The 25305-nt window shown below is 62.4% G+C and carries 24 protein-coding genes and 1 riboswitch; of the genes, 11 read left to right on the forward strand and 13 right to left on the reverse strand.

Annotated features, from left to right (window positions below; translation table 11 throughout):
- The first annotated feature begins 2 nt into the window (after positions 1–2).
- Complete coding sequence (locus ACP7EG_RS09280; RefSeq protein ID WP_426087399.1) at positions 3–2264, forward strand: patatin-like phospholipase family protein; 2262 nt, start codon at positions 3–5, stop codon at positions 2262–2264.
- Here the strand turns inward: ACP7EG_RS09280 and ACP7EG_RS09285 are convergent.
- The gene (locus ACP7EG_RS09285; protein WP_071079832.1) at positions 2237–3010 is read right to left on the reverse strand and encodes a helix-turn-helix domain-containing protein; all 774 of its coding nucleotides are present in this window, start codon (positions 3008–3010) and stop codon (positions 2237–2239) included. The two genes, ACP7EG_RS09280 and ACP7EG_RS09285, sit on opposite strands and share 28 nt — an antisense overlap.
- A gap of 168 nt (positions 3011–3178) precedes the next feature.
- Between ACP7EG_RS09285 and ACP7EG_RS09290 the strand changes: the two genes are divergently transcribed.
- Positions 3179–3793 (forward strand): outer membrane protein, encoded by a 615-nt coding sequence (locus ACP7EG_RS09290; protein ID WP_426087400.1) that lies wholly within the window; start codon positions 3179–3181, stop codon positions 3791–3793.
- 66 nt (positions 3794–3859) lie between these two features.
- Here ACP7EG_RS09290 and ACP7EG_RS09295 read toward each other — a convergent pair whose 3' ends face one another.
- The 8 genes from ACP7EG_RS09295 to ACP7EG_RS09330 form a co-directional block, all read right to left on the reverse strand.
- Positions 3860–4054 carry a hypothetical protein gene (locus ACP7EG_RS09295; protein ID WP_426087401.1) on the reverse strand — a complete coding sequence of 65 codons (195 nt, stop codon included), beginning with the start codon at positions 4052–4054 and terminating at the stop codon, positions 3860–3862.
- 18 nt (positions 4055–4072) lie between these two features.
- Positions 4073–5431: an ATP-dependent protease ATPase subunit HslU gene (gene hslU, locus ACP7EG_RS09300; protein WP_426087402.1), complete on the reverse strand. Its 1359-nt coding sequence runs from the start codon at positions 5429–5431 to the stop codon at positions 4073–4075.
- A gap of 37 nt (positions 5432–5468) precedes the next feature.
- Complete coding sequence (gene hslV, locus ACP7EG_RS09305; protein ID WP_010394217.1) at positions 5469–6005, reverse strand: ATP-dependent protease subunit HslV; 537 nt, start codon at positions 6003–6005, stop codon at positions 5469–5471.
- Positions 6006–6216: 211 nt separating this feature from the next.
- Positions 6217–6669: an RNA polymerase-binding protein DksA gene (dksA, locus tag ACP7EG_RS09310; protein WP_071079830.1), complete on the reverse strand. Its 453-nt coding sequence runs from the start codon at positions 6667–6669 to the stop codon at positions 6217–6219.
- Positions 6670–7150: 481 nt separating this feature from the next.
- A complete protein-coding gene (locus ACP7EG_RS09315; protein WP_426087403.1) occupies positions 7151–8251 on the reverse strand; it encodes a CobW family GTP-binding protein in 1101 nt (366 codons plus the stop codon).
- A gap of 139 nt (positions 8252–8390) precedes the next feature.
- On the reverse strand, positions 8391–9338 hold the full coding sequence (locus ACP7EG_RS09320) for a tyrosine recombinase XerC (RefSeq protein ID WP_426087404.1): 948 nt from the start codon (positions 9336–9338) through the stop codon (positions 8391–8393).
- Between the two features lie 7 nt (positions 9339–9345).
- Positions 9346–10023, reverse strand: coding sequence for a DUF484 family protein (locus ACP7EG_RS09325; RefSeq protein WP_426087405.1), 678 nt, complete (start codon positions 10021–10023; stop codon positions 9346–9348).
- A gap of 178 nt (positions 10024–10201) precedes the next feature.
- On the reverse strand, positions 10202–11278 hold the full coding sequence (locus tag ACP7EG_RS09330) for a porin (protein WP_426087406.1): 1077 nt from the start codon (positions 11276–11278) through the stop codon (positions 10202–10204).
- Between the two features lie 415 nt (positions 11279–11693).
- On the opposite strand from ACP7EG_RS09330, the gene ACP7EG_RS09335 reads away from it, so the two are divergent.
- Positions 11694–13196, forward strand: a complete 1503-nt coding sequence (locus ACP7EG_RS09335) for a tetratricopeptide repeat protein (protein ID WP_096233312.1) — start codon at positions 11694–11696, stop codon at positions 13194–13196.
- 11 nt (positions 13197–13207) lie between these two features.
- Here the strand turns inward: ACP7EG_RS09335 and dapF are convergent, their stop codons facing one another.
- Genes dapF through ACP7EG_RS09350 form a run of 3 tightly spaced genes read right to left on the reverse strand, consistent with a single transcriptional unit; the run spans position 13208 to position 15824 of the window.
- Entirely contained in the window at positions 13208–14071 is an 864-nt protein-coding gene (gene dapF, locus ACP7EG_RS09340) for a diaminopimelate epimerase (protein ID WP_426087407.1), read from the reverse strand.
- An 11-nt stretch (positions 14072–14082) separates the two neighbouring features.
- Positions 14083–14958, reverse strand: coding sequence for a lipid A biosynthesis acyltransferase (locus ACP7EG_RS09345; RefSeq protein ID WP_426087408.1), 876 nt, complete (start codon positions 14956–14958; stop codon positions 14083–14085).
- Entirely contained in the window at positions 14955–15824 is an 870-nt protein-coding gene (locus ACP7EG_RS09350; protein ID WP_426087409.1) for a lysophospholipid acyltransferase family protein, read from the reverse strand. The genes ACP7EG_RS09345 and ACP7EG_RS09350 overlap by 4 nt, the downstream gene beginning before the upstream one ends.
- A 188-nt stretch (positions 15825–16012) precedes the next feature.
- Between ACP7EG_RS09350 and metK the strand changes: the two genes are divergently transcribed.
- From metK to metF, 5 genes are all read left to right on the forward strand, one after another.
- Entirely contained in the window at positions 16013–17179 is a 1167-nt protein-coding gene (metK, locus tag ACP7EG_RS09355) for a methionine adenosyltransferase (RefSeq protein ID WP_096233320.1), read from the forward strand.
- Between the two features lie 142 nt (positions 17180–17321).
- On the forward strand, positions 17322–17843 hold the full coding sequence (locus tag ACP7EG_RS09360) for a hypothetical protein (protein WP_426087410.1): 522 nt from the start codon (positions 17322–17324) through the stop codon (positions 17841–17843).
- 86 nt (positions 17844–17929) lie between these two features.
- A riboswitch (S-adenosyl-L-homocysteine riboswitch) is annotated at positions 17930–17998 on the forward strand.
- A 24-nt stretch (positions 17999–18022) separates the two neighbouring features.
- A complete protein-coding gene (ahcY, locus tag ACP7EG_RS09365; protein ID WP_426087411.1) occupies positions 18023–19447 on the forward strand; it encodes an adenosylhomocysteinase in 1425 nt (474 codons plus the stop codon).
- 195 nt (positions 19448–19642) lie between these two features.
- On the forward strand, positions 19643–19999 hold the full coding sequence (locus tag ACP7EG_RS09370) for a phage holin family protein (protein ID WP_034783534.1): 357 nt from the start codon (positions 19643–19645) through the stop codon (positions 19997–19999).
- Positions 19986–20816, forward strand: a complete 831-nt coding sequence (metF, locus tag ACP7EG_RS09375; protein WP_099760976.1) for a methylenetetrahydrofolate reductase [NAD(P)H] — start codon at positions 19986–19988, stop codon at positions 20814–20816. Before ACP7EG_RS09370 ends, metF begins: the two co-directional genes overlap by 14 nt.
- Before the next feature lie 14 nt (positions 20817–20830).
- Here the strand turns inward: metF and ACP7EG_RS09380 are convergent, their stop codons facing one another.
- A complete protein-coding gene (locus ACP7EG_RS09380) occupies positions 20831–21358 on the reverse strand; it encodes a 5-formyltetrahydrofolate cyclo-ligase (RefSeq protein ID WP_426087412.1) in 528 nt (175 codons plus the stop codon).
- Between the two features lie 137 nt (positions 21359–21495).
- Here ACP7EG_RS09380 and ACP7EG_RS09385 point away from each other — a divergent pair, with 137 nt between their 5' ends.
- Genes ACP7EG_RS09385 through ACP7EG_RS09395 form a run of 3 tightly spaced genes read left to right on the forward strand, consistent with a single transcriptional unit; the run spans position 21496 to position 25291 of the window.
- Positions 21496–23451, forward strand: a complete 1956-nt coding sequence (locus ACP7EG_RS09385; RefSeq protein WP_426087413.1) for a transglycosylase SLT domain-containing protein — start codon at positions 21496–21498, stop codon at positions 23449–23451.
- A gap of 12 nt (positions 23452–23463) precedes the next feature.
- Entirely contained in the window at positions 23464–24180 is a 717-nt protein-coding gene (locus ACP7EG_RS09390) for a glutathione S-transferase family protein (RefSeq protein WP_426087414.1), read from the forward strand.
- Positions 24181–24193: 13 nt separating this feature from the next.
- Positions 24194–25291, forward strand: a complete 1098-nt coding sequence (locus ACP7EG_RS09395; protein ID WP_426087415.1) for a multifunctional CCA addition/repair protein — start codon at positions 24194–24196, stop codon at positions 25289–25291.
- Positions 25292–25305 lie beyond the last annotated feature (14 nt).

Raw genomic sequence — 25305 nt, forward strand, 5'->3', positions numbered from 1 at the left:
TCATGTTTTCGATCCGTGCCGTCCTGGCAGCAGGCTGCGTGGCGGCGCTGTGCGCCTTGCCGCAAGCTGGCGCCGCCGCTGACGTTCCCGCCACCACCGCTACCTCCGCTCCCGCCCTGGCCGTTCCTGCGCCCGTAGCGGCGCGCCCGCGCATCGCTCTGGTGCTGTCGGGCGGTGGCGCGCGTGGTCTCGCGCATATCGGCGTATTGAAAGTGCTGCAGGAGCTGCATGTGCCGATCGACATGGTGGTCGGCACCAGCATGGGTGGCGTGGTGGGCGGCGCGTATGCGGCCGGCGCTTCCGTGGCGGACCTGGAAAAGATGGCGCGCGAGACCAACTGGGCGCGCGTGGTGGCCGACCGGCCGCCGCGCGACGAACTGGCGTTCCGCCGCCGCGAGGAAGATTTATTGCTGCCGTCGCGCATCGAGTTTGGCATCAGCCGCAACGGCATTTCCACGCCGCCGGCTGCGGCCAGCAATGCGGCGCTGGAAATGGCGCTGAACCGGCTGCTGCCGGCCGGCATGCGCGACCGCCCCGCCAGCCAGCTGCCGCTGCCCTTCCGCTCGGTGGCGTCCGACCTGGTCAATGGCGAGCTGGTGGAGCTGGTCGACACGCCGCTGTTCCTGTCGATGCGCGCCTCGCTGGCCGTGCCTGGCGTGTTTGCCCCCGTGCGCGTGAATAACCGCCTGGTCGTGGACGGGGGCCTGGTGCGCAACCTGCCCGTCGACATGGCGCGCGCCATGGGTGCCGACATCATCATCGCCGTCAACGTGGGCACGCCGCTGGCGCCGGAAAAAGACCTGGGCAGCGCCATCGGCGTGGCGCAGCAGATGCTGCAGATCCTCACGGAGCAGAACGTGCAGCGCTCGCTCAAGGAATTGCGTCCGCAGGATATCCTGGTGGCGCCGGATCTGACGGGCGTCAGTTTCCTCGACTTCGAAAACTATGCGCGCGCCATGCGCGCCGGCGAACAGGCGGCGCAGGCGCTGGCCGCCCGCCTGGCGCCGCTGGCCCTGCCACCGGAACAGTACGCGGCGCGCGAGCAGCTGCGCTTGGCGGCGCCGGCCTTGCTGGACGTGGCCCTGCCGCTCACGCGCCTGGCCGTGGAGAGCGAAGGCGATATCAATCCGCGCATCCTGCAGGTGCAATCGGGCCTGGTGGAAGGGCAGGCGGTCAGCCAGGAAGATGTGCTCAAGGCGGCGGCCAGGCTGTATGGCCGCGGCGACGTGGCGCGCGTGGAGACGGACGTGGTCGATTCCGGCGACCAGCGCGCCGTCAGCATCAAGGCGGTCGAAGCGCCGTGGGCCAGCAACCGCTTGCGCGTGGGCCTGGAACTGGCCAGCGATTTCAGGGACAGCAATAATTTCGCCCTGAAGCTGCTGCATGCGCGCTCGAACCTGAACAGCTGGGGCGGCGAGTTGCGCAGCACGGCGCAGATCGGTAATACGCGCGGCTATGGCGTGCAGTTCTGGCAGCCGCTGGGCGCCGGCAACCCGTGGTATATCGCGCCGCAGTTGCAATACACTTCGTCGGCGATGGATTTGTTTGACAATGGCCGGCGCAGCGCCCGCCTGGCGTATAACGGCCAGACAGCTGCACTGGTGCTGGGGCGCCAGTTCGGTACCTGGGGCGATCTGCAGTTCGGCGTCTCTCGTACGGAAGTCAAGGGCAAGCTGGCGATTCCGGCCGACCCTACGCAGCCGGAGTCGCGCGCGCTGGGTACCACGCAGTTCGTGCGATTCCGCGCCGATACGCTCGATTCGCCGGGCTTTCCCACGCGCGGCGTCCTGCTTGAGGCCACCTGGGCGCGCGATACGACGACGGGGGCGGGCGAGGCGGCCCTGGGCCAATCGTCCATAACGGGGTTGAAGGCCTTTGGCCGCGGCAACTGGGCCGGTCACGTGTATGGCGAATGGGCGCGCTCACAGCGTGACGAAGCGCCGCTCAATCTCGGTGGTTTCCTGCGCTTGTCCGGCACGGAATTTGACTCGGTGAGAGGACGCAGTATCGCCTTCGCGCGCTTCGTGATGGCGCGCCGCATCGGTTCCTTGCCGAGCACCCTGGGCGGCGTCGTGCGGGCCGGTTTTTCGCTGGAAATGGGCGGCGGCTTCGATCAGAGCGAGCGCTGGAAAGCCAGCAAGTTCACGCAGGCCAGCAGCGCCTTCATCTCCGTCGATACGCGTTTCGGCCCCGTGTACGTGGCCTCGGGCGCATCGAAGGGCGGCGAGAGCACCTTCTATCTGTTCCTGGGGCCCGTTTGGTAGCCGGCGGGGGCCGTGCTGCGGCGCAGGGCCGTGAAGGCGGCAAATTCCCATGAGCGAAATCCCAGCAGCAGGGTAAAGCCATCGCGCTCGGCGGGCGCGAGGCGCCGGTCGTTCTGGTGCAGCCGCGCCAGTTCCTCGGCCAGCTGGCGGATTTTTTGCACCAGTTCTTGCGCGCTCGACAGCGACAGGCGCGCCGGAATGCACATCAGGGTTTCGCCGGCGCCGTCAAAGTGGCCGCTGAAATAATCGGCCACCACGTGTTCGCGGAAGTACTGCTGCACCGGGCCGTCGGCCAGCCAGTGGAAGGCGTTCGAGACGCGCAGGCTGTAGCGGTTCAGCGGCTTGAGTTCGATCAAGCCCAGGCGGTCCAGCTCGGCCAGGCAGCCGATGCATTCGGCCTGCGTCAGCGCATACGTTTCCACCACCTGCTCCAGGCTCCAGTGACCGAGGCAGCAGATCGCCACCAGCAGCAGGCGCGGATGCGCCACCAGCGACTTTTCCTGCACCAGGGTGAGCGTATCGGCATGCGGCGTGATGTCGGCCGCGCCGCGCAGCACATCTTCCATGGCGATGCCCGAGGCCTTGCAGATCAGGGCCAGGCGCGACAGCGACATGTCGTGCTGGCCAAACATGCGCTTGACGCTCGATTCGCTCATGGCGATGCGCTCGGCCAATACCTTGTACGTGATGCCGGCGGCACGCAATTGGGTGCGCAGCACGCGCAAAACCAGTTCAGGTGAACTCACGAGATATCCTTTTTTACAAGTTTGGTGGCGGATGACGGTACCGAATGTAGCCCTTAATGACACTTTGCACAAGGTGATAGTACTTTTCGGCAAAAGCGATGACACTCCCGCTTGTGGCTCGCGCAGCGCGCTACAACCAGGCAATCCATCCACTTGTAGAGGTTATCCATGTTCCCATCTTTCCGTTTTCCCGCAGCGCTGCTGGCGCTGGCCACCATCGCCCCCCTGCATGCCACCGCTGCCGAGCCTGCACCGGGCCCCATCTATGCGGGCGCCAGCTATGGCTTTCGCGCCAATAGCGGCCTCGATTGCCTGCCAGGACAAGCCGACTGCGACAAAAGCAGCAAGCGCAATGGCAAGGCCTACCTGGGTTACAGTTTCGACGCGCTGCCGTTTCAGGGCGGCGTGGCCCTGCCTTCGGTTGAACTGGTGGGGTACACAGGCGGTGAGGTCAAGTCCGGCTTCGACACGGGCGCCGGCAAGGTTGCCGGTCGCGGCAAATTCTCCGGCCTCGGCGTGCAGGGCGTGCTCGGCTACCAGTTCGATGCCTTCACCCTGAGCGGGCGCGCCGGCGTGGCCTACACGCAGGGCAAGGTTGATTATCTGGGCGGCGGTTCGGCCAAGAAGAACAAGGCTGGCCTGATCTACGGCATCGGCACCGCATATGCGCTGAACCAGAACTGGTCGCTGCACCTTGACTGGGACCGCGTGCCCGTCAAGTACAACGACAAGCAAACGACCAAGGTCGACATGTTTTCGCTGGGCGCGTCCTACCGCTTCTAAGGGGATGCTGCTGCGGCAGAGAGTGGCCTGATGGCGGACGCCCCGATGGGGGTGTCCGCGGGCGGCTTATTTATCCGTTTCTACCTTCAGCAGCAATTTCGCCAGCAGGCGTTTTTCCTGCTGGCGCTGGCTTGAGACGGTTTTCACGTGCGCGCCAGCGGCGCGCTGCAAGGCGGCGGTGGCGACCGGATTGCGCGGTTTTTGCGAGGGTTCGACGCGGAACTGCATTTTCTGCCGCGTCGCCAATGCCTTGTTTGCCATCGGTTTTCCCCTCCCTGATTACAGCACGTAGCGCGACAGATCCTCGTTGACCGACAGCGCTTCCAGGCGTTCATTCACGTACGCGGCATCGATCACCAGCAGGTTTTCCGTCGTGCTGCTGCCTTCGCTGGCCGTAAACGACACTTCTTCCAGCAGTTTTTCCATCACCGTGTGCAGACGGCGCGCGCCGATATTTTCCGTGCGCTCGTTGACTGCATAGGCGATTTCCGCCAGGCGCGTGATGCCTTCCGGGGCGAATTGCAAGGTCAGGTTTTCCGTCGCCAGCAAGGCTTCGTACTGCATCGTCAGGCAGGCGTCGGTGCTGGTCAAAATGCGCTCGAAGTCCGAAATCGACAGCGACTCCAGTTCCACGCGAATCGGGAAACGCCCCTGCAGTTCCGGGATCAGGTCCGACGGCTTAGCCAGGTGGAAGGCGCCCGAAGCGATGAACAGGATGTGGTCCGTGCGTATCATGCCGTACTTGGTGTTGACGGTCGTGCCTTCGACCAGCGGCAGCAGGTCGCGCTGCACGCCGGCGCGCGAGACGTCGGCGCCGCCGGACTCCGAACGCGAGGCGATCTTGTCGATCTCATCGAGGAAGACGATGCCGTTCTGCTCGACGTTCTGGATGGCCTTCTGTTTCAGCTCATCTTCGTTGAGCAGCTTGGCCGCCTCTTCCTCGACCAGCAGTTTCAATGCTTCGCGGATCTTGACCTTGCGCGCCTTCTTGCGCTGCCCGCCCACGCCCGAGAACATGGACTTGATCTGCTCCGTCATTTCTTCCATGCCCGGCGGCGCCATGATTTCCATCTGCGGGCCCGCCTCGGCCAGCTCGATCTCGATTTCCTTGTCATCGAGCTCGCCCTGGCGCAAGCGCTTGCGGAAGGTCTGGCGCGTGCTGTCGCCGCTGCCGCTGCCGCTGTCCACGGCCGCAGGCGTATTCGGCGTGAAGCCGAAGTCGCGTGCCGGCGGCACGAGGATATCGATGACGCGGTCTTCGGCCGCATCTTCGGCGCGTGCGCGCACTTTCTTCATTTCCAGCGCGCGCGTCTGCTTGATGCCGATGTCGATCAGGTCGCGGATGATGGTGTCGACGTCGCGGCCCACATAGCCCACTTCGGTGAACTTGGTCGCTTCGATTTTAATAAATGGCGCCTCGGCCAGCTTGGCCAGGCGGCGTGCGATTTCCGTCTTGCCGACGCCCGTGGGGCCGATCATGAGGATGTTCTTGGGCGTGATTTCATGGCGCAGGGGCTCGGCCACCTGCTGGCGGCGCCAACGGTTGCGCAAGGCGATGGCGACGGCGCGCTTGGCCTTGGCCTGGCCCACCACGTGTTTGTCGAGTTCGGTGACGATTTCCGCCGGGGTCATGTTCATGATCATAGTTGGCTTTCCATTCTTTGCTCGGGGACGCTTAGTCCAAGGTCTCGATGATGTGCGACATATTCGTGTAAATGCACAGCTCGGCGGCGATGGTCAGCGATTTCTTGACCACTTCGGCCGGCGACAAGTCCGTGTTTTCCTGCAGCGCCTTGGCGGCGGACTGGGCATAGGTGCCGCCCGAGCCGATGGCGCCGATGCCGTCTTCCGGTTCCAGCACGTCGCCATTGCCCGTGATGACCAGGGTCGATTCGCTGTCGGCCACCAGCAGCATCGCTTCCAGGCGGCGCAGCACGCGGTCGGTGCGCCAGTCCTTGGCCAGTTCGACGGAGGCGCGCAGCAAATTGCCCTGGTGCTTTTCCAGCTTGCCTTCAAAACGGTCGAGCAGGGTAAAAGCGTCGGCCGTGCCGCCGGCAAAGCCGACCAGGACTTTGCCCTGATACAACTTACGCACTTTGCGGGCCGTGCCCTTCATGACGATGTTGCCCAGCGTGACCTGGCCGTCGCCGCCCAGGGCGACTTGCTTGCCGCGCCGTACGCAGAGGATGGTGGTGCCGTGAAATTGTTCCATAGTGACCTCAAAAGATTCGTGCCGATGCGTGCAGCGTCATGTGCCTGCGCGCCCATGGCTCAAAAGTGGGGATGGAAAAGGCAATTGCAAGCGGCAGTGCCTGCTTCAGTGTAGTCGGCGCAGGGCGAAAAAAAAGCACGCAACGCAGGTTGTGTGCTTTTTTTGCTACTGCCACGCAGCCGCCAGGGCGGCCGCGCAAGGGGAAGGGCGATCAATCGCCGTACAGCTTTTGTTTCAGTTCGCGCCGTTGCTGGGCTTCCAGCGACAGGGTGGCGGTCGGACGGGCGATCAGGCGCGGGATGCCGATAGGCTCGCCCGTTTCTTCGCACCAGCCATAGTCGCCGGCGTCGATGCTGGCGATCGATTGCTGCACTTTCTTCAGCAATTTGCGCTCGCGGTCGCGCGTGCGCAGTTCCAGCGCATGCTCTTCCTCGATGGTGGCGCGGTCGGCAGGGTCCGGGACCAGCACGGTTTCACGCAAGTGTTCCGTGGTTTCGCCGGCGTTTTTCAGCAGGTCTTTTTCGAGCTGCTGCAGGCGTGCCTTGAAGAATGCCAGTTGTGCCGGATTCATGTAGTCATCTTCGCTCATGGCGCGAATTTGGTCTTCGCTGATGAGAGGGATGTCTTGGCTGGCGGCCGGGGTCGATTTATTAGTTTTGGTCATAACTTCGCTTACCTTCGATACGACAGAGTTTTCAAATTGATCAGTTGATGCGGCGATACCGAGCAACTGTACAGGTTCCGCTTGGCATTGCTGTCCCGCTGTACTGCGTGCGACCTTGGCTTGCCGGCGAAAGCCAGGACTACCGGCAGGCTATGGTGCCATGTTGATAACTTTTTACCGCTCTATGCCAGTCGCGCTATGCGCGCGACAACGGGCGTGTTGGGTGGATCGCTTGCATGCCTGGCATGCGGCCAGCGGCAGTTTGCCAGCATTTTATGACAGGCGAACGACATGGGCCGTTTTCGTCGCTGATTTTGGCACGCTTTGCCTTATATTGCCATCCCGATTTGTTGCCTAGCCGATCAGAGACGGCTACTTGTTGGTTTATACCAGCAAGACGGGTGTCGGACAGTGGGAAAGCGTGCTTAACTTTCCCTTTTGTTTCTGCTTTGCAACGGATATTTTGCAAAACCCGGCTAGTTTATACCAAACATTGTTCGAGTCCGCGAATAAAAATGTCTTTTGGGAGATTCTTGCCAATAAACACCATTTTGCTGCCGCGCACTTCGTTTTCGCCCCATTTGGCACCCAGGTCGCTGCCCATCAGCTGGTGCACGCCCTGGAAGACGACTTTGCGTTCGGCGCCCTGCATCAGCAGCACGCCCTTGTAGCGCAACATGCGCGGGCCATACACTTGCACCAGGCCGCCGAGGAACTCGTCGAGCTTGGCGCTGTCGAACGGTTGCGTGCTTTTGAAAACAAAGGCGGCGATATCGTCGCTGTGCTGCGCATGGTGGTGGTCTGCATGGCCGCAATCGGTGGCGCAGGCGTCGCTGTGCTCGTGCACATGCTTGTGCTCGTGCTCCTCTGCGTGCTTATCTGCGTGCTCGTGCGCATGATCGTGATCATGCACGTGCTCGCTTTCGGTAGCCAGGAAATCCGGGTCCAGTTCCAGCTTTTCGTTCAGGTTGAAACCGCGGATGTCGAGCACTTCGGCCAGCGGCGCGCGGCCGAAATCGACCTTGGCGATGGGCGCGCGCGGATTGATGCGCTTCAAACGGCGCGTCAGCGTGGCCACGTCGTCTTCACTGACGAGGTCGGTTTTCGACAGCAGCAGCTTGTCGGCAAAGCCCACTTGCCGCTGGGCTTCCTCATATTCATCGAGTTGTTTCATCGCATGGCGGGCATCGACCACCGTGATGATGGCGTCGAGCATGTAGTGGCTGCCTACTTCTTCGTCGACAAAGAAGGTTTGCGCCACGGGGCCGGGATTGGCCAGGCCCGTTGTTTCGATGACGACGCGGTCGAATGCCAGCAAGCCGGCGTCGCGCTTGCGCGCCAGTTCCGTCAAGCCCACGATCAGGTCGCCGCGCACGGTGCAGCAGATGCAGCCGTTATTCATCTCGATGATGTGCTCGTTGCTATCCTGCACCAGGATTTCATTGTCGATGTTTTCCTGCCCAAACTCGTTCTCGATCACGGCGATGCGCATGCCATGGTCTTCCTGCAGTATGCGGTTGAGCAAGGTGGTTTTGCCGGCGCCCAGGAAACCGGTGAGGATGGTGGTTGGAATCAGTGCCATGAGAGATGCCTATGCTGTAATCGATGGTGCCGCCGCGCAAGCGGAAGAATGCGGACGATTATGCCGGAATTTTGCAAATGCTTGCAAATGCGCGCCCACCCGCTTGATATGGATCAGGCTGGCCCACGGCTGCGGCTGCCTACTTGAGCTTGGCGCGCGGGTGCGCCTGGTCATACACGTGCGCCAGATGCTGGAAATCGAGGGCCGTGTAGACCTGGGTCGAGGTGATGCTGGAATGGCCCAGCATTTCCTGCACGGCGCGCAAGTCGCCCGATGATTGCAGTAGGTGCGAGGCGAACGAGTGGCGCAGCACGTGCGGGTGCACATTCGCGGGAATGTCCGTCGCCTGCGCATGCGCCTTCAGGCGCAGCTGCAATACGCGCGGCGAGATACGCGTGCCGCGCGTGCTTAAAAACAAGGCAGCGCTGCCATCCTTTGCAGGCGGACGCACGGCCAGCCAGCTGGCCAGCGCCACGAGGGCGGCCTTGCCGACGGGCACCTTGCGCATCTTGCTGCCCTTGCCCGTGACGATGACTTCGAAGCTGGCCATGTCCAGCCAGCCCAGTGAGGCGGGCTGGCCGCCCTCGGCCTTGCAGTAGTGAGTATCCAGGCTGGTCAGTTCCGACACGCGCAAGCCGCTCGAATACAGCAGCTCGAACATGGCGCGGTTGCACACTTGCTCGGGCTCGGCAGCGCCCTGCTGGTGTTGCGCGGGCGCCACGAGGCGCACGGCGTCGTCCACCGACAGGGCTTTGGGCAAGGTCTTGGCCCGCTTGGGCGCGCGGATGCCGTCGACGGGGTTGGCGTCGAGAGACGTTTCGCCACTGAGCCAGTTGAAAAAGCCCCGCCACGACGACAGCTTGCGGGCGATCGAGCGCGGATCGAGGCCGCCGGCATGCAACTTGGCCGTGTAGCGGCGCACTTCGTTGTGCGCCAGCGCCGTCCAGGGCGTATTGCCGCTCAGTTCCAGCAAGGCGCGCAGGTCGCGCCCGTAGGCGTCCAGCGTATGCGGTGAGAGTTTGCGCTGCGTGGCCAGCTGCGCCAGATAGGCGGCCAGCCATTCGGCCTTGCTGCGCGTCTCGCCCACGGGGTTCTCAGGCAGGCGAGCCGGCGCGCAGCGCGGCCAGGGCGGCGCTGGCCGTGGCGCCGATGTGCACGAGGAAGTCCGTGCCCATGCTGGAGGTAAAGCGTTCGCTGTCGGGCGAACCGAGCACCAGCAAGCCGAAGGTGCCTGTGGTGCCGGGCGCGCGCAGGGCGATCATGACGGTCGATTCGATTTTATCCGCCTGCAACCAGTGCACGGCTTCGAAATCGCGGTTGCTGCCGCAGTACGGCGCTTGCAGGCTGTTGGCAAACATGCGCACGTCGGCCGTGACATCTTCCGTGAACCAGCCATTGGCGTGTTCCGGCAGTACTTGCCACAGGCGCAGGCTGACATAGGGCACGTCGAAATTGCTTTGCAGGGCATCGACCAGCACGCGCGGCATGGCCGCATCGCTGCGCACTTGCAGCATGGCCTGGTTCCAGCCGTGGAACTTGCTGGCGATGTCGCCATTTTCCTCGGCCAGACGGCTCAGCTTGGACATGCGCAGTTCCAGCGCCTTGTATTTGTCACGCATCACTTCCATCTGCCGCTCCTGCAGCGAGATGGTGCGTCCCGTCAGCGGGCTGCTCAGCTTGACCTCGCCGAGCAGCGCGGTATGCTCTGCGAAGAAAGTCGGATGCTCGCTCAGGTACTGGGCGACGGTGCTGGAATCGAGTGTGGCGGTCATTGATAGTCAGAAGAGAGAAGGATGAACGCTTCATTCTAACCGAGAGTGCGCCGGCATAGGCGCAAAGGGCAGGGCGCCGATGCATTTTCCGCGCGCGCATGAAAAAAGCGGCATGGTTACCCATGCCGCCTTGCATTTCTTGCTCAGCAATCACCCGTGGCGGGTGACGTGCGGGGCATTAGAAATTGTGGTGTACGCCCAGACCGATGTAGTTGACGCTTTTCGCAACGGTGTAGTTGATGCTGTTAGCAACGGCTGCTTTCTTGTTCGAAATATCCGCGTACAGGTAGGTGCGTTTCGACAGATTGTAGTCATAGCCCAGTGATGCTTGCTTGGTCTTGACGACGCCATCTGGTGTTTTCTGGCCATAGCCAGCGCGGATCTTGCCTGGGCCGACGTCGTAATTGGCGCCAATCAGCCATGCCTTGGTATCTGTATTGATGATCTTGAAGTTGCCATCATCCTGATGCTGGTACGACGCCATCAGTTTCAATTCCTTGCTCGGATTGAACGATGCGGCAACCGACCACAGCTTGGCTTGCAGGCCATTGCGCTCGTAAGCGGCCATGGCGGCGAACTGTTCGTTGGTATAGGTAGCCGACATCGAGTACGGATTCGACGCTGGCGCAACGTTTGCTGCCACCGCGTAGTTACCCGAGGCAAATGTGAATGCGTTGATCGGCGCACGCGCTGGGACGACGGCATTGTTATTGGCTTCCTTGGCGGCCACGGTGGCGTTGAACTGGAAGCCGCTGATGACTGGCGAGTTATAGAACACGGCGTTCGAGAAGCGGTTACGCGAGTTGCCATCCGCACTCAGCGGATCGCTGGTGTAACCGGCGACCGTGATGTCGGTCTGGAAACCGGCTGGCGTAGGCATACCCGACCATGGTTCGAACGCGGTGCTCGATTCCTGGAAGGCGGTCAGGCCACGGCCCAGGCGTACGGTACCGAAGTTGCCTTGCAGGCCGACGCGGCTTTGACCCTGGAACAGCGGACGGGAGTTGCTTTCCAGCGTACCCGTATCGGATTCATAGCGAATTTCCAGTTGGAAAATAGCTTTCAAGCCATTGCCCAGATCTTCCGTGCCCTTGAAACCCAGCTTGTTGTTGTCGCGCTTGGTGACAGAGGTGGTCGAACCAGTCGCTTTGCCCAGGCCAGCATCGACCGTGCCGTAGATTTGGACGGACGACTGCGCTTGTGCGGTTGCGGCAAAGGCGCCGAAGAGTGCGAGGGCAACGAGTGATTTTTTCATGTCTTATTCCCTATTAAAAGTGAGTTCCGTCCGAGATCCGAGCAGATTGAAATGCGCCAATTACCGCGTTTCGATGAGTGAACCTTAATTCGTCGGCGCGCAAGACGTGCGGGATTGGTCAAATGTGCGTGAAAAGATTGGTGAAAAGCGTCATAAATCCATGGCCCTGTTGTATTTTTGTAACGCGCGGTTTCTGCCGATCCTGCGCCGATAGCCGGCGTTCTCCCATCGCCACGGTGGCGGCACCTTGCCATATTGGCGTGTTTTGGCCGGAACATTGTTGCGTTGAATCAAGTTCTTGAGCCGGCTGTGGCGGATTTATGACACAAGGACGGTACACTAAGGGACGGCCTGCGCTGATGGGTCCGGAGACGACGCACTATTATTAGAATCATTGACTCAATATCGAGAATCGATGGCAAATCGCGAAACATTAGGATTGATCAAGGGCGCACGCGCGGGCGATGTGGCTTGCCAGCTGGCGTTGGGACGGCTGTATCTGTTCGGACAGGGTGTGCCGCAGAGCTTGCCGACCGCCTTGCACTGGCTGGCGCGGGCGGCCCAGGAAGATAGCCAGGAAGCATGCTTGCTGATCGGTACGCACGTGCCGTTTGAAGTGGCGCAACCGGCTGCCAGGACGCTGATTCCGTATTACGCGCAGGCGTTCGATGCGGGTCTGGTGCAGGCGGGCCTGGTGCTGGCGCAACTGGTGCTGGGCAACGCCGCCAGCAGTTGTGAAACCTTGCGCGCCAAGGCACGCGTGGCGCTGGACGCCGCCGTGCGCGCCGGCTTGCCCGACGCGCAATGGTTGTTATCCATGCAAGAAGGATCGTCCGCAAGCTGCGTGCCGGATACCGGCGTCGCTGGCAAGCATGCCCTCGATGGCGATACGCCCCTGTACGCCTGGCTGGAGCAGGCCTGGAGCCAGGGCAACCACGCCGGCTTCCTGTCGCAAGGCTTGCCGCTGGCGCGCGAGCTGTTGCAGCGCCAGGCCGCTGCGGGGGCGCGCACGATTGCGCTGGATACGCAGCAGGTGCAGTTGCTGTCGCGTTGCGCCCAGGCACTGGCGCCAGGCGGCGATGCTGAGGGATGGCAATGTTGCGAGCTGGCCGCGCATGGCGGCGACCGCACGGCGCAGCTGGAGCTGGGACTCGGCTATGCGCGCATGGATGCGCATGGCCAGCGGCTGGCCACGCGCAACGGCGCGGCCAATTTCAAGCGGGCCGTGCGCTGGCTGACGCAGGCGGGCGAGCAGGGCCTGGCCGAAGCCTGGTTCGTGCTGTCGCGCATCTATACAAAACCGGAATTTTCCCAGCGCAATGTGATCGAAGCCCATTCCTGTCTGGAGCGTGCCGCCGACCTGGGACATGGCCCGGCCCAGCTCGAGTGCGGCATGCATGCCTGGCGCAATCGCCGCGACGATGTCAACAACGATGTGCGTGCCGCCTATTGGCTGCTGCAGGCGCAGGCGCAGGGCAGCAGTGAAGCGGAGGCGGCGCTGGCGAAGATCGCGCCACACGGCGAATCCGGCGACTGGGGCCAGTGTGCCGCCCTGCATGCCGATGGACAACTGCGCCAGCTGGGCCAGAGCCACCCTTTGCTGGCGGCGCGGCTGGAGCTGGCGCGCCGCTTTCACCTGTCGCGTGCCGAGGCCTTGCTGCTCGATCTGCATGCGGCCGACCAGGGGCATTGTTTGTTGATCGATATCAGTGCCACGCATGGGCGCGGCAAGCGGCGCCTGGTATTGATCCGCACGGCGCAGGAGCGCCAGCTGCTCGATCAGGTGGTGCGCCTGTTCGAACGCGTCGATTGCGGCGTGACGGGGCCGGAAGGCAATTACCGGCAACGCCTGTACCGCCTGAAGTGCTATCTGGCTGAACTGGGTGTCGCGCAGGAACAGCAGTTCCTGGCGGCCTGACGTTTATTTGCTTACAGCTCGATCGTGCCTTCGAACACGGTCACGGCCGGGCCCGTCATCAGGACGGGATGACCTGGGCCTTGCCAGGCGATCGACAGTTCGCCGCCGCGCGCGCTGATGCGCACGGGGGAATCGAGCCGGCCGCGCAGGATGCCGGCCACGGCAGCGGCGCAGGCGCCCGTGCCGCACGCCAGGGTTTCGCCCGCGCCCCGTTCATACACGCGCAGTTTCACGTGATGCCGGTCGACGATCTGCAGGTAGCCGGCGTTGACGCGGCGGGGAAAGCGCGGATGGTGCTCGATCAGCGGGCCCGATTGTTCCAGGTCTTGCGCATCGACATCCTCGACCACTTGCACGGCATGCGGGTTGCCCATCGAGACGACGGACACCAGCACGGGGCTACTGTGGCCCGGCAGCGCCAGGACCAGCGGCCACAAGGTGTCGCTGCCTTCCGCTACACCGGCGAGGCCAGCGGCATCGAACGGCACCAGTGCCGGTTCCAGCACAGGCGCGCCCATGTCGACCGTGATGCTGCCATCCGCCTCCAGGCGCGGTGCAATGATGCCGGCCATGGTTTCCACGCGGATGCTCGCCTTGCTTGACAAGCCTTTTTCGCTGACGAACTTGACGAAGGCGCGCGCGCCGTTGCCGCATTGCTCGACTTCGCCGCCATCGTTGTTATAGATACGGTAGCGGAAGTCGCAGCCGGGCAGGCGCGGCTTTTCCACCACCAGGATCTGGTCGGCGCCGATGCCGAAACGGCGGTCCGCCAGGCGCTGCCACTGGGCCGGCGTGAAGTCGATATCTTGATTGATGGCATCGATGACGATGAAGTCATTGCCGGCGCCATGCATCTTGGTAAATTGGAGTTTCATGTTTTGCCGTATCACTTGTGCTGGTTATAGAACGACGCTTCGCCTTGCGGACGCGTCTTGAAGCGTTTATGCGTCCAGAAATACTCGGCCGGCGCTTCGCGCACGCGCTCTTCGATGAATTCGTTCATGCGGCGTGTGGCGGCCGTGATGTCGTCGCCCGGATAATCGTCCCAGGCCGGGTAATACGTCACTTGCCAGCCCTGGTAATTGGGCAAAAAGGTGGCGATGACGGGAATCACTTGCGCCTTGGCGGCCAGCGCCAGGCGCGCCGTGGCCGTCAGGGTGGCGGCGGGCACGCCGAAGAAGGGCACGAATTCCGCATCCTTTTCGCCGAAATCCATGTCCGGCAGCATGAAATACGGCAAGCCGTCGCGCAGCGCGCGCAGAATCGTCTTGATGCCATCCTGGCGCGTAAACAGCTTGGGTGGCTTGAAGCGCGAACGGCCGGCGCGCAGGGCCTGGTCGAAGGCGGCGTTCTTTTGCTGCACATACATCGATGATGCGGAAATTTCCATCGCCGTGGCGGCGCCGGCCACGTCGAGGCAGACGAAGTGCGGGCACAGCAGGATGGTGGGCTTGGCCGCGATCTGCTGGCCCGGAAAGGCGGGCACCTTTTTGATCAGGCGGTTCAGGCGTGCTTCCGACGACCACCACAGGATGCTGCGCTCCCACACGCTGCGCGAATACGCCTGGAAATGCTGGCGCGCCAGCGCCACACGCTGCTGTTCCGTCAGTTCCGGCATGCACAAGCGCAGATTCGTCAAGGCGATCGCGCGCCGCGTGGGCATGGCGATGAACAACAGGCTGCCGACGGCCACGCCGAAGCGGCCCAGGATGGGCAGGGGCAGCCAGTGCAGCAGCCACATGAAGGCGATCAGCAGTCTCATGGCTGCTCCTTGGCCGCTTCGGGGCTGGCCGGCGTGGGCGGCGGCGCGCCGCGCGGCACCTTGTAGCGGTTGTAGCTCCACAGGTATTGCGCCGGGCTGCGCGCGATCAATTCTTCCATGGCGGCATTGATGGTGCGCGCCTGCTCGGCAGAAGTGCTGTCCAGCGATTCGGTAAATGGCACGAAATGCACGATATAGCCGCGCCCGCCCGGCAGGCGTTCGGCGTAGGTGATGATGACTTCGGCGCCGCCCATCTGCGCCAGCTTGGCAGGCAGGGTCATGGTGTAGGCGGGACGGCCGAAGAAATCGGCCCACACGCCTTCACCCTCTTGCGGCACCTGATCGGGCAGCAGGCCGATGGGCTGGCCTTTTTTCAGGCATTTGGCAAAGATGCGCACGCCCGACATGTTGGCCGGCGCCAGCATCAGGTTTTCGCGCGCGCGCGCCCCTTCGATCAGCGGTTTCAGGGCGGCGCGCTTGGGCGGGCGGTACATCACGGTGAGCGGCGTGCGCAGGGCGATTTGCTGGGCGACGATTTCAAAGCAGCCCAAATGCGGCGTCAGGAAGACGATGCCGCGGCCGTGTTGCAAGGCTCTTTCCACCAGTTCCCAGTTTTCCACGGTGGCATGACGCGCCACGCGCTCGGGCGGTGCGCACCAGATGAAGGGCAATTCCAGCACGCTCTTGCCCGCTTCGGCCACGGCCGTGTGCAAGTGTTGCGAAAACCCCGCACCCTGCATGTTCTCGCGCATGCGGCGCCGGTAGGACGGGGAAATGGCGTAAATCACCCAGCCGAGCGCAGCGCCCAGGCCATGCAGGACGGGCAGGGGAAAGAGGGATAAAAAGCGGAAAATTGGGACTAACATGAATAAGCTGTTTCCAGGAATGGCGTGTTGCCGTGCCAAAATTTTTTAAGAAGCGTAAAATACCACGTATGCAGTAACCGCTGAGTTAATAGACAACTTGCGAAGCGGAATATAAATATCGCTAAAGCGTCGCAGGCAATATCCTTTTTACTGCGACAGAACATTCACATAGTAATCAGGAGCTTGCAATGTCAAACGACTATCTCTTCACTTCCGAATCCGTCTCGGAAGGCCATCCCGACAAGGTTGCCGATCAAATTTCCGACGCCATCCTTGACGCCATCCTGGCCCAGGATCCGACCGCCCGCGTGGCTGCCGAAACCCTGTGCAACACGGGCCTGGTGGTGCTGGCTGGCGAGATTACCACTTACGCCAATGTGGATTATATTCAAGTTGCGCGTGAAACCATCAAACGTATTGGTTACGACAACACGGAATACGGCATCGACTACAAGGGTTGTGCCGTGCTGGTGGCCTACGACAAGCAGTCGCCCGACATCGCGCAAGGCGTCGATGAAGGTGCTGGGATTGACCTGGATCAAGGCGCTGGCGATCAGGGCCTGATGTTCGGTTACGCCTGCGATGAAACGGCCGAGCTGATGCCTGCCGCCATCCACTACGCGCACCGCCTCGTCGAGCGCCAGTCGCAGCTGCGCAAGGATGGCCGCTTGCCATGGCTGCGTCCGGATGCGAAATCGCAAGTGACCCTGCGCTACGTCGATGGCCGCCCCGTCGGCGTGCACACGGTCGTGCTGTCGACCCAGCATGCGCCGGAAATCTCGCACAAGCAGATCGAAGAAGCCGTCATCGAAGAAATCATTAAGCCGATCCTGCCGCGCGAATGGCTGACGGAGACCAAATTCCTCGTCAACCCGACGGGCCGTTTCGTCATCGGTGGTCCGCAAGGCGATTGCGGCTTGACCGGCCGCAAGATCATCGTTGACACCTACGGTGGCGCAGCTCCGCACGGCGGCGGCGCGTTTTCGGGCAAGGACCCATCGAAAGTCGACCGTTCGGCAGCCTACGCGGCCCGTTACGTGGCGAAAAACATCGTCGCGGCCGGCCTGGCGCGCCAATGCCAGGTGCAGGTCAGCTACGCCATCGGCGTGGCCAAGCCGATCAACATCACCGTCTACACGGAAGGCACGGGCGTGATTCCTGACGCGGAAATCGCCAAGCTGGTGCTGGCGCACTTCGATTTGCGTCCAAAAGGCATCGTGCAAATGCTCGACCTGCTGCGCCCGATCTACCAGAAGAGCGCCGCCTACGGCCACTTCGGCCGCGAAGAGCCGGAATTCACGTGGGAACGCACCGACAAGGTCGCCCTGCTGCGCGACGCTGCCGGCCTGAAGTAATCTAGCCCGCTTGCATGAGAAGCGCCCCGGCCAGCAGGCCGCGGGCGCTTTTTTTCATGGGTGCACGCGACAGTGCGTACGGAACGGCATTGCCGTAGGGATACGCTACAATTCATTGCAAATAAACCAATTAGGGAAATCCATGACTGTGTTGCACGTACGCTCGCTGCTTGTTGTTCTGGTGGCGACATTCGGCCTGTCCGCTGCCTTGGCGGTGGCGGCGCCAGCCACGCTGACGGTGGGGCAATGGCTGGACAAGGCAGAAGAGGGCGATGGCCATGCCGTGCTGACCCTGGCGGCGGCCGGCAAATTTATTTTCCCCGATGGCTCGCTGGCAACGCCGGTGCAGATGCGGCCCGAACTCACCGAGTTGATGGGGCAAATGTCGGCACGCCAGGCCTTGCATGTGCTCACCATCTATGCGGACAGTGGTTTTCTCGCCACGGATCCCGATGCCTGGCGCGCGAATATCAAGCCCGATCCCGTGATCACCTGCAAATGGGCCATGCGCGCCGCGAATTACCCGACCGACGGCAGCAAGGCCGATACGGACATGATACCCATCCTGCGCGACCTGGCCGATGAAATAATGCGGCGTCTGGATGCCGACGCGCGCGCCAGCTGTCTCAGCCAGGGCAAGAACTGGCCGCCGCAGAAACCATAGCGCGCCAGCGCGCGTCGCGGATCTGCCAGGCGGCCGGCCCACTTGACTAATGGTTGCCGCCGGCACATGGCCAATGTTATGATGCAGTGTCCGAGGAGCGTTGCGACGAAGAAATTCGCCAGGCTCGGAATATCCTGCAACTGCGCTCACGTACCTTTTTCAACTGAAAGGAGGGCGTGATGAACGCCGTACTCAAATCGCAACACGACTACACCATCGCCGATATCACTCTGGCCGCATGGGGCAATAAAGAAATCAAGATTGCTGAAACGGAAATGCCTGGCCTGATGGCCATCCGCGAAGAATTCGCGGCAGCGCAGCCCCTGAAAGGCGCGCGCATCACCGGTTCCATCCACATGACCATCCAGACCGCCGTGCTGATCCAGACCCTGGAAGCACTGGGCGCGCAAGTGCGTTGGGCATCGTGCAACATTTACTCGACGCAAGATCACGCTGCCGCCGCCATCGCTGCCGCCGGCACGCCTGTGTTCGCCGTCAAGGGCGAGTCGCTGGACGACTACTGGGAATACACGCACCGCATCTTTGAATGGCCGAACGTGGACGGCAAGGCTGTCTACTCGAACATGATCCTCGACGATGGCGGCGACGCTACCCTGCTGCTGCACCTGGGCGTGCGCGCGGAAACCGACTTGTCGGTGCTGGCCAATCCCGGTTCGGAAGAAGAAATCTGCATGTTCAACTCGATCAAGCAACACTTGCTGGCCGATCCGACCTGGTATTCGAAGCGCCTGCCGGAAATCCTCGGCGTGACGGAAGAAACCACCACCGGCGTGCACCGCCTGTACCAGATGCACAAGGAAGGCAAGCTGGCTTTCCCTGCGATCAACGTCAACGATTCCGTCACGAAGTCGAAATTCGACAACCTGTATGGCTGCCGCGAGTCCTTGGTCGATGGCATCAAGCGCGCCACCGACGTGATGATCGCCGGTAAAGTGGCCGTCATCGCCGGTTACGGTGACGTCGGCAAGGGTTCTGCCCAAGCCATGCGTGCCCTGTCGGCGCAAGTGTGGGTGACGGAAGTCGATCCGATCTGCGCACTGCAGGCGGCGATGGAAGGCTACCGCGTGGTGACCATGGATTACGCCTGCGAACACGGCGACATCTTCGTCACCTGCACCGGCAACTATCACATCCTCACGCACGATCACCTGACGCGCATGAAAGACCAGGCCATCGTCTGCAACATTGGTCACTTCGACAATGAAATCGACGTCGCTTCGTTGAAGCAATACGAGTGGGAAAACATCAAGCCGCAAGTTGACCACATCATCTTCCCGTCGGGCCGCCGCATCATCCTGCTGGCCGAAGGCCGCCTGGTCAACCTCGGTTGCGGCACGGGCCACCCGTCGTACGTGATGAGCTCGTCGTTTGCCAACCAGACGATCGCCCAGATCGAGCTGTACGCGAACACGGCCAACTACCCGGTCGGCGTGTACACCTTGCCAAAACACCTGGACGAAAAAGTCGCCCGTTTGCAACTCAAAAAGTTGAATGCGCAGCTGACGGAACTGACGCAAGAGCAAGCCGACTACATCGGCGTGCGTCAAGAAGGCCCCTATAAGCCAGAGCACTACCGCTATTAAGATGGTTGCCTCATGAACCTACTGCGCGGCGCGGGGCGCGGCCGGCGATGCTCACTGTGCTAAAGCACAGCTGCGCTTCTCGGCCACGCCGCGCATCCGCTCGCTACGGTTCCTGAGGCAACAAGACTGATCGGTGTATCGTTAGAGACAGCCGTCACTGTGCTGTCTCAATATCTTTTTTGACAGGCTAGAGAAATGCGCTTGCTACTGATTTGGTTTATCAATGCGGCAGCCCTGTTTGCCGTCCCTTATTTGATGCACTCGGTGACGATGAGCAGCGGCTGGACCGCGCTGCTGGCCGCTGCCGTGCTGGGGCTGGTCAATGCGCTGATCCGCCCATTGCTGATCTTGCTGACCCTGCCCGTGACATTCTTGTCGCTGGGCCTGTTCATTTTGATCATCAACGGCTTCCTGTTCTGGCTGGTGGCGCAGGTGATCGATGGTTTCCATGTCGCCAGTTTCTGGTCTGCCGTGGGTGGTGCCATTCTGTACAGCATCATTTCCTGGGCCTTGTCGACCTTACTTTTGAGTAATGACGATGGAAAAGCATAATTTCAGTATTGAGTTTTTCCCGCCGAAAACCCCGGAAGGGGCGGAAAAGCTGCGCGCCACGCGTATCAAGTTGTCTGAATTGCAGCCGAAGTATTTCTCGGTGACCTTCGGCGCCGGTGGCACTACGCAGCAGGGCACGCTCGATACCGTGCGCGAGATCCTGGCGGCCGGCGAACAAGCCGCGCCGCATCTGTCTTGCGTGGGCGGTTCGCGCGCATCGATCCGCGCCGTGCTGGCCGACTTCAAGGCGGCGGGCGTGAGCCGTATCGTCGCCTTGCGCGGTGACTTGCCCAGCGGCTACGGCGCCTCGGGAGAGTTTCGTTACGCCAACGAGCTGGTGGAATTCATCCGCGCCGAGACGGGCGACCATTTCCATATCGAAGTGGCCGCCTATCCGGAAGTGCATCCGCAAGCGCGTTCGCCGCAGGACGACCTGCAGGCGTTTGCGCGCAAGGTGCAGGCTGGCGCCGATGCGGCCATCACCCAGTACTTCTACAATGCCGACGCGTATTTCCAGTTTGTCGAGCAGACGCAGAAGATGGGCATCAACGTGCCTATCGTGGCTGGCATCATGCCGATCACGAACTACACGCAATTGATGCGCTTTTCGGACATGTGCGGCGCGGAAATTCCACGCTGGGTGCGTCTGAAACTGGCCAGCTTCGGCGACGACAGCGCATCCATCAAGGCTTTCGGCCTGGACGTGGTGACGGGCTTGTGCGAGCGCTTGCTGGAAGGCGGCGCGCCAGGCTTGCATTTCTATAGCATGAACCAGGCGGCGCCCACTACCGCACTGTGGCAGCGCCTGGTGAAATAAACCGTTCTGATGCGTTAGAACAGATCGCCCTCGGTCATGATGTGATCGAGGGCGATGTCGTATTCACCACTTGCGAAGTGTGCCGTGAGGCAGGCATAGGCGATGCCCAAGGTGCGGGGACGGGGCGTTTGCTCCAGCGTGCGGTCGTAATAGCCGCCGCCATAGCCGAGCCGGTAACGTTCCGTATTAAAACCCAGGCAGGGCACCAGCAGGGTGGCGGGCGCCGGGCGCAGGCGCAACTGGGCCGGCACGGCTACGCCCATGCCATCCTTGACCATCGCTTCACCGGGCGTCCAGGCGGAAAATGCCAGCGGCGCATGCTTTTCCAGCACCACCGGCAGGCATAATTGCACGCCGCGCGCGGCCAGCTGCGCATACGCGCCGTGCAAGTCCGGCTCGCCATGCAGGGGCCAGTACACGCCCAGTTCCTCGACTTTTTCCTGTGCGCACCAGTCCAGCAGGCGCTGCGCGATGGCCGCATCCCATCCCGCGCGGGTAGTCTCGGGCAGGGCGCGGCGGGCCGCCAGCAGGGCCTTGCGCAAGCCGGCCTTATCCTGTGGCGCAATGGGTGGCCGTGTAGCCGGATCGCATGTTATTCTAGGGTCGCTATTCATATCACCATCAAGTTAAGATTGAGAGTCGTACATTGATTTCCCCACTGAAATGGATTGCCGGCACGATGCTGTGTGTTGCATCGGCCTTGTCTCCCCTGGCCGCCCTGGCCCAGGTGTCCGCCACCGCCTCTCCTGCCGCACCCGACACGCGCAGCGAGGACGATGCCTTCCTGCTGCTGCGCGACGCCGCGCGCAAGGATGACGCCGAAAAAGCCGACTTTTATGCGGGGCGCCTGACGAATTACCAGATTCCATCGTATGTTGACTATTATCGGCTGAAACCGCGCATCAAACAGCTGACCGAGGCGCAATTTCGCGATTACCTGAACCGCTACAAGGGCAGCGCCATCGCCGATCGTTTCCGCAACGACTGGCTGCTGGAGCTGGGCCGCAAGCGCGACTGGGTCGTGTTTGACGAGCAATACCCGCAATTCGCCCTCGACGACGACACCCAGCTCAAGTGCTATGCGCTGATGTCGCGCGCGGCCAAGGGGCAGAACGTGGCGCCCGAAGCGCGCAACCTGCTCGTCTCGCCGCCCGGCTATGGCGAAGCGTGCGGCAGCCTGATCTCCGTGCTGGCGCAAAATGGCCAGTTCGACACGAACGACCTGTGGGCGCAGATCCGCCTGGCGGGCCAGACCAACGCCACGGGCCCGGCGCGCCGCATCGCGCTGCTGCTGGGCGCGTCCGACGCGAAGATGGCGCAAGCCATCGATTTGCCGGCGCTGATGCTGGCCAAGGGACCTGGACCTAGCCGTGCCGACCATGAAATGTACCTGGTGGCTGTCGGCCGCATGGCGAAAAGCACATTAAAACTCGGTGTGGTGGCCTTGCAAAAAGCCAGCGCGCAGCTGACGGCGCAGGAACAGGCCATCGGCTGGGCCAGCCTGGCCTTGCAGGCATCGTATTCGCTGGCGCCGGAAGCGTTTGAATATTGGCAAAAATCCAATGGCGCACCGTTGACCCAGGAGCAGATGCAGTGGAAAACGCGCATTGCCTTGCGCGAAGGCAACTGGCCCCTGGTGAAGTCGTCCATCCAGGCCATGCCGGCCTCGCTGCGCACGGACCCCACCTGGGTCTACTGGCTGGCGCGTGCGCAGCAGGCGGAAACGCCGGGCCGCCCGAATGCACAAGCCGACACCCTGTACCGCTCGATTAGCGAACAATCGAATTTCTATGGCTTGCTGGCCAACGAAGAGCTGGGTAATCATCTGGTCTTGCCGCCGCCGGGCCAGCCCGTCAGCCCCACGGAAATTGCCGCCATGGCCGCCAATCCGGGCTTGCAGCGGGCGCTGAAATTTTTCAACATGCGCTTGCGCTTCGAAGGCACGCGCGAGTGGAACTGGGAATTGCGTTCGATGACGGATCGCCAGCATCTGGCGGCTGCGGAATTTGCGCGCCAGAATAATGTGCTCGATCGCATGGTCAATACGTCCGACCGCACGCGCCTGGAAGTGGACTATACGCAGCGCTACCCGACGCCGCACGACGACGTCATGCACCCGGCCACGCAAACCCTGGGCCTGGACAAAGCCTGGGTGTATGGCTTGATCCGCCAGGAATCGCGCTTCATCATGGATGCGCAATCGCATGTGGGCGCTTCGGGCCTGATGCAGGTGATGCCATCGACGGCCCGTTATGTCGCCAAGAAGATCGGCCTCACCGATTTCGTTACGGAAACCTTGAGCGATGTGCGCACCAACGTCTTGCTGGGCACGAATTACCTGAACATGGTGCTCGGTGGCCTCGATGGTTCGCAAGTGCTGGCCAGCGCCGCCTACAACGCGGGGCCGGGACGCTTGCGCATCTGGCGCGCCACCATGACGCGCCCGCTGGAAGGCGCCGTCTTCGCGGAGATCATTCCGTACACGGAAACGCGCGGCTACGTGAAAAACGTGATGGCCAACGCCACGTATTATGCGGCCCTGTTCGAGAAGCGCCCGCAGTCGCTGAAGGCGCGCCTGGGCACCGTGGGACCGAAGAATAGCGCCGTTTCTGCCGATTTGCCATCATCCAACTAAAGCTAGCCGACCATGCAAACGACCATCCTTGATCCCAGCCTGACGCAAACCCTGGCCGCCGCGCGCGAGCCGGGCCTGACCCTCATCATCGGCAACAAGAATTACTCGTCCTGGTCGATGCGCCCGTGGGTGGCCATGACGGCCTTCGGCATCCCGTTCCAGGAAGTGCGCGTGCTGCTCGACCAGAGCGACACGGCCACCAAAATTGCCGAGTATTCGGCCTGCGGCCGGGTCCCCGTGCTGCTGGCGGGCGAGATCACGATCTGGGACAGCCTGGCCATCTGCGAATACCTGGCCGAGCAGTTCCCTGACAAACACATGTGGCCGCAAGACGTGGCCGCGCGCGCCATGGCGCGCTGTATCTGCGCGGAAATGCATTCCGGTTTCTCCGGCTTGCGCACGGATATGTCGATGAATATCAAGGCCAAGTTGCCGGGACGGGGCCGCACGGCCGCCGCGCAGGCGGACATTGGCCGCATCAGCGAAATCTGGGAAGAGTGCTTGTCGCGCTTTGGCCACCACCAGTTCCTGTTTGGCGAGTTTTCCATCGCCGATGCGTATTTTGCCCCCGTCGTCATGCGTTTCCGCACGTATGGCGTGAGTCTGGCACCGGCGCTGAACGCGTATTGCGAGCGCGTGCAGGCGCACCCGGCCGTGGCGCGCTGGATCACGGAAGCGCTGGCGGAGACGGAAGTCGCGGCCAAGCACGACGCGGAATTACCCGATTAAAGAGAAGTTCACCATGAAGATTTACACGGTCGGTGGCGCGGTGCGCGACCAACTGCTGGGCTTGCCCGTGAAAGACCACGACCACGTCGTCGTGGGCGCCACGCCCGAGGACATGCTGCGCCAGGGCTTCCGGCCCGTCGGCAAGGATTTTCCTGTCTTCCTGCACCCGAAGACGCAGGAAGAATACGCGCTGGCCCGCACGGAACGCAAGACGGCGCCCGGCTACCGGGGCTTTGTCTTCCACGCGGCGCCCGACGTCACGCTGGAGGACGACCTGGTGCGGCGCGATCTCACCATTAACGCCATCGCGCAAGCCGAGGACGGCAGCCTGACCGACCCGTTCGGCGGTATTCAGGATATCCAAAACCAAGTGTTTCGCCACGTTTCCGACGCCTTCGGCGAAGACCCCGTGCGTATCTTGCGCCTGGCTCGCTTTGCCGCCCGTTTCGATACTTTTACGGTGGCACCGCCCACCATGGAACTGATGCGCCAGATGGTGCTGGACGGCGAAGTCGATGCCCTGGTGGCCGAACGCGTGTGGCAGGAAGTGGCGAAAGGATTGATGGAAGCGCGGCCGTCGCGCATGCTGACGGTGCTGCAGGAATGCGGCGCGCTGGCGCGCATCGTGCCAGAAATCACGCTCAGCGAGCGCTTGCTGCAGGTCATCGACCATGCGGCCGCGCAAGGCCTTGACTTGCCCGTGCGCTTCGCCGCCCTGCTGCTGCGCCTGCCGAAAGATGCCATTGAACAACTGAGCGAGCGCCTGCGCGTGCCCAACGAGTGCCGCGAGCTGGCCGTCATGGCGGCGCGCGAGCTGGACCAGATCAACGGTGCGCTGGAGTTGCACGCCGAAGCCGTGGTGAGCTTGTGCGAACGCTGCGACGGCTTGCGCAAGCCGCAGCGCTTTGCGCAACTGCTGCAAGCGGTGGCGTGCGATGGGCTGGTCGCGGGCGATTTCCCGCAAGCGGTGCGCTTGCAGGGCGGGCTGGACGCGGCGCGCGCCGTCAACGCGGGCGCGCTGGCGCAAGGTTGTACGGAGCCGAAACGCATCCCCGAAGTCATCCACGCGGCGCGGGTGGCCGCCGTGCAAGCATTCCTGGTCCAGGCTTGAATGGCGCGAATAGG

It is taken from the genome of Janthinobacterium sp. PSPC1-1 (assembly GCF_049897625.1).
Classification (GTDB): Bacteria; Pseudomonadota; Gammaproteobacteria; order Burkholderiales; family Burkholderiaceae_D; genus Janthinobacterium; species Janthinobacterium tructae.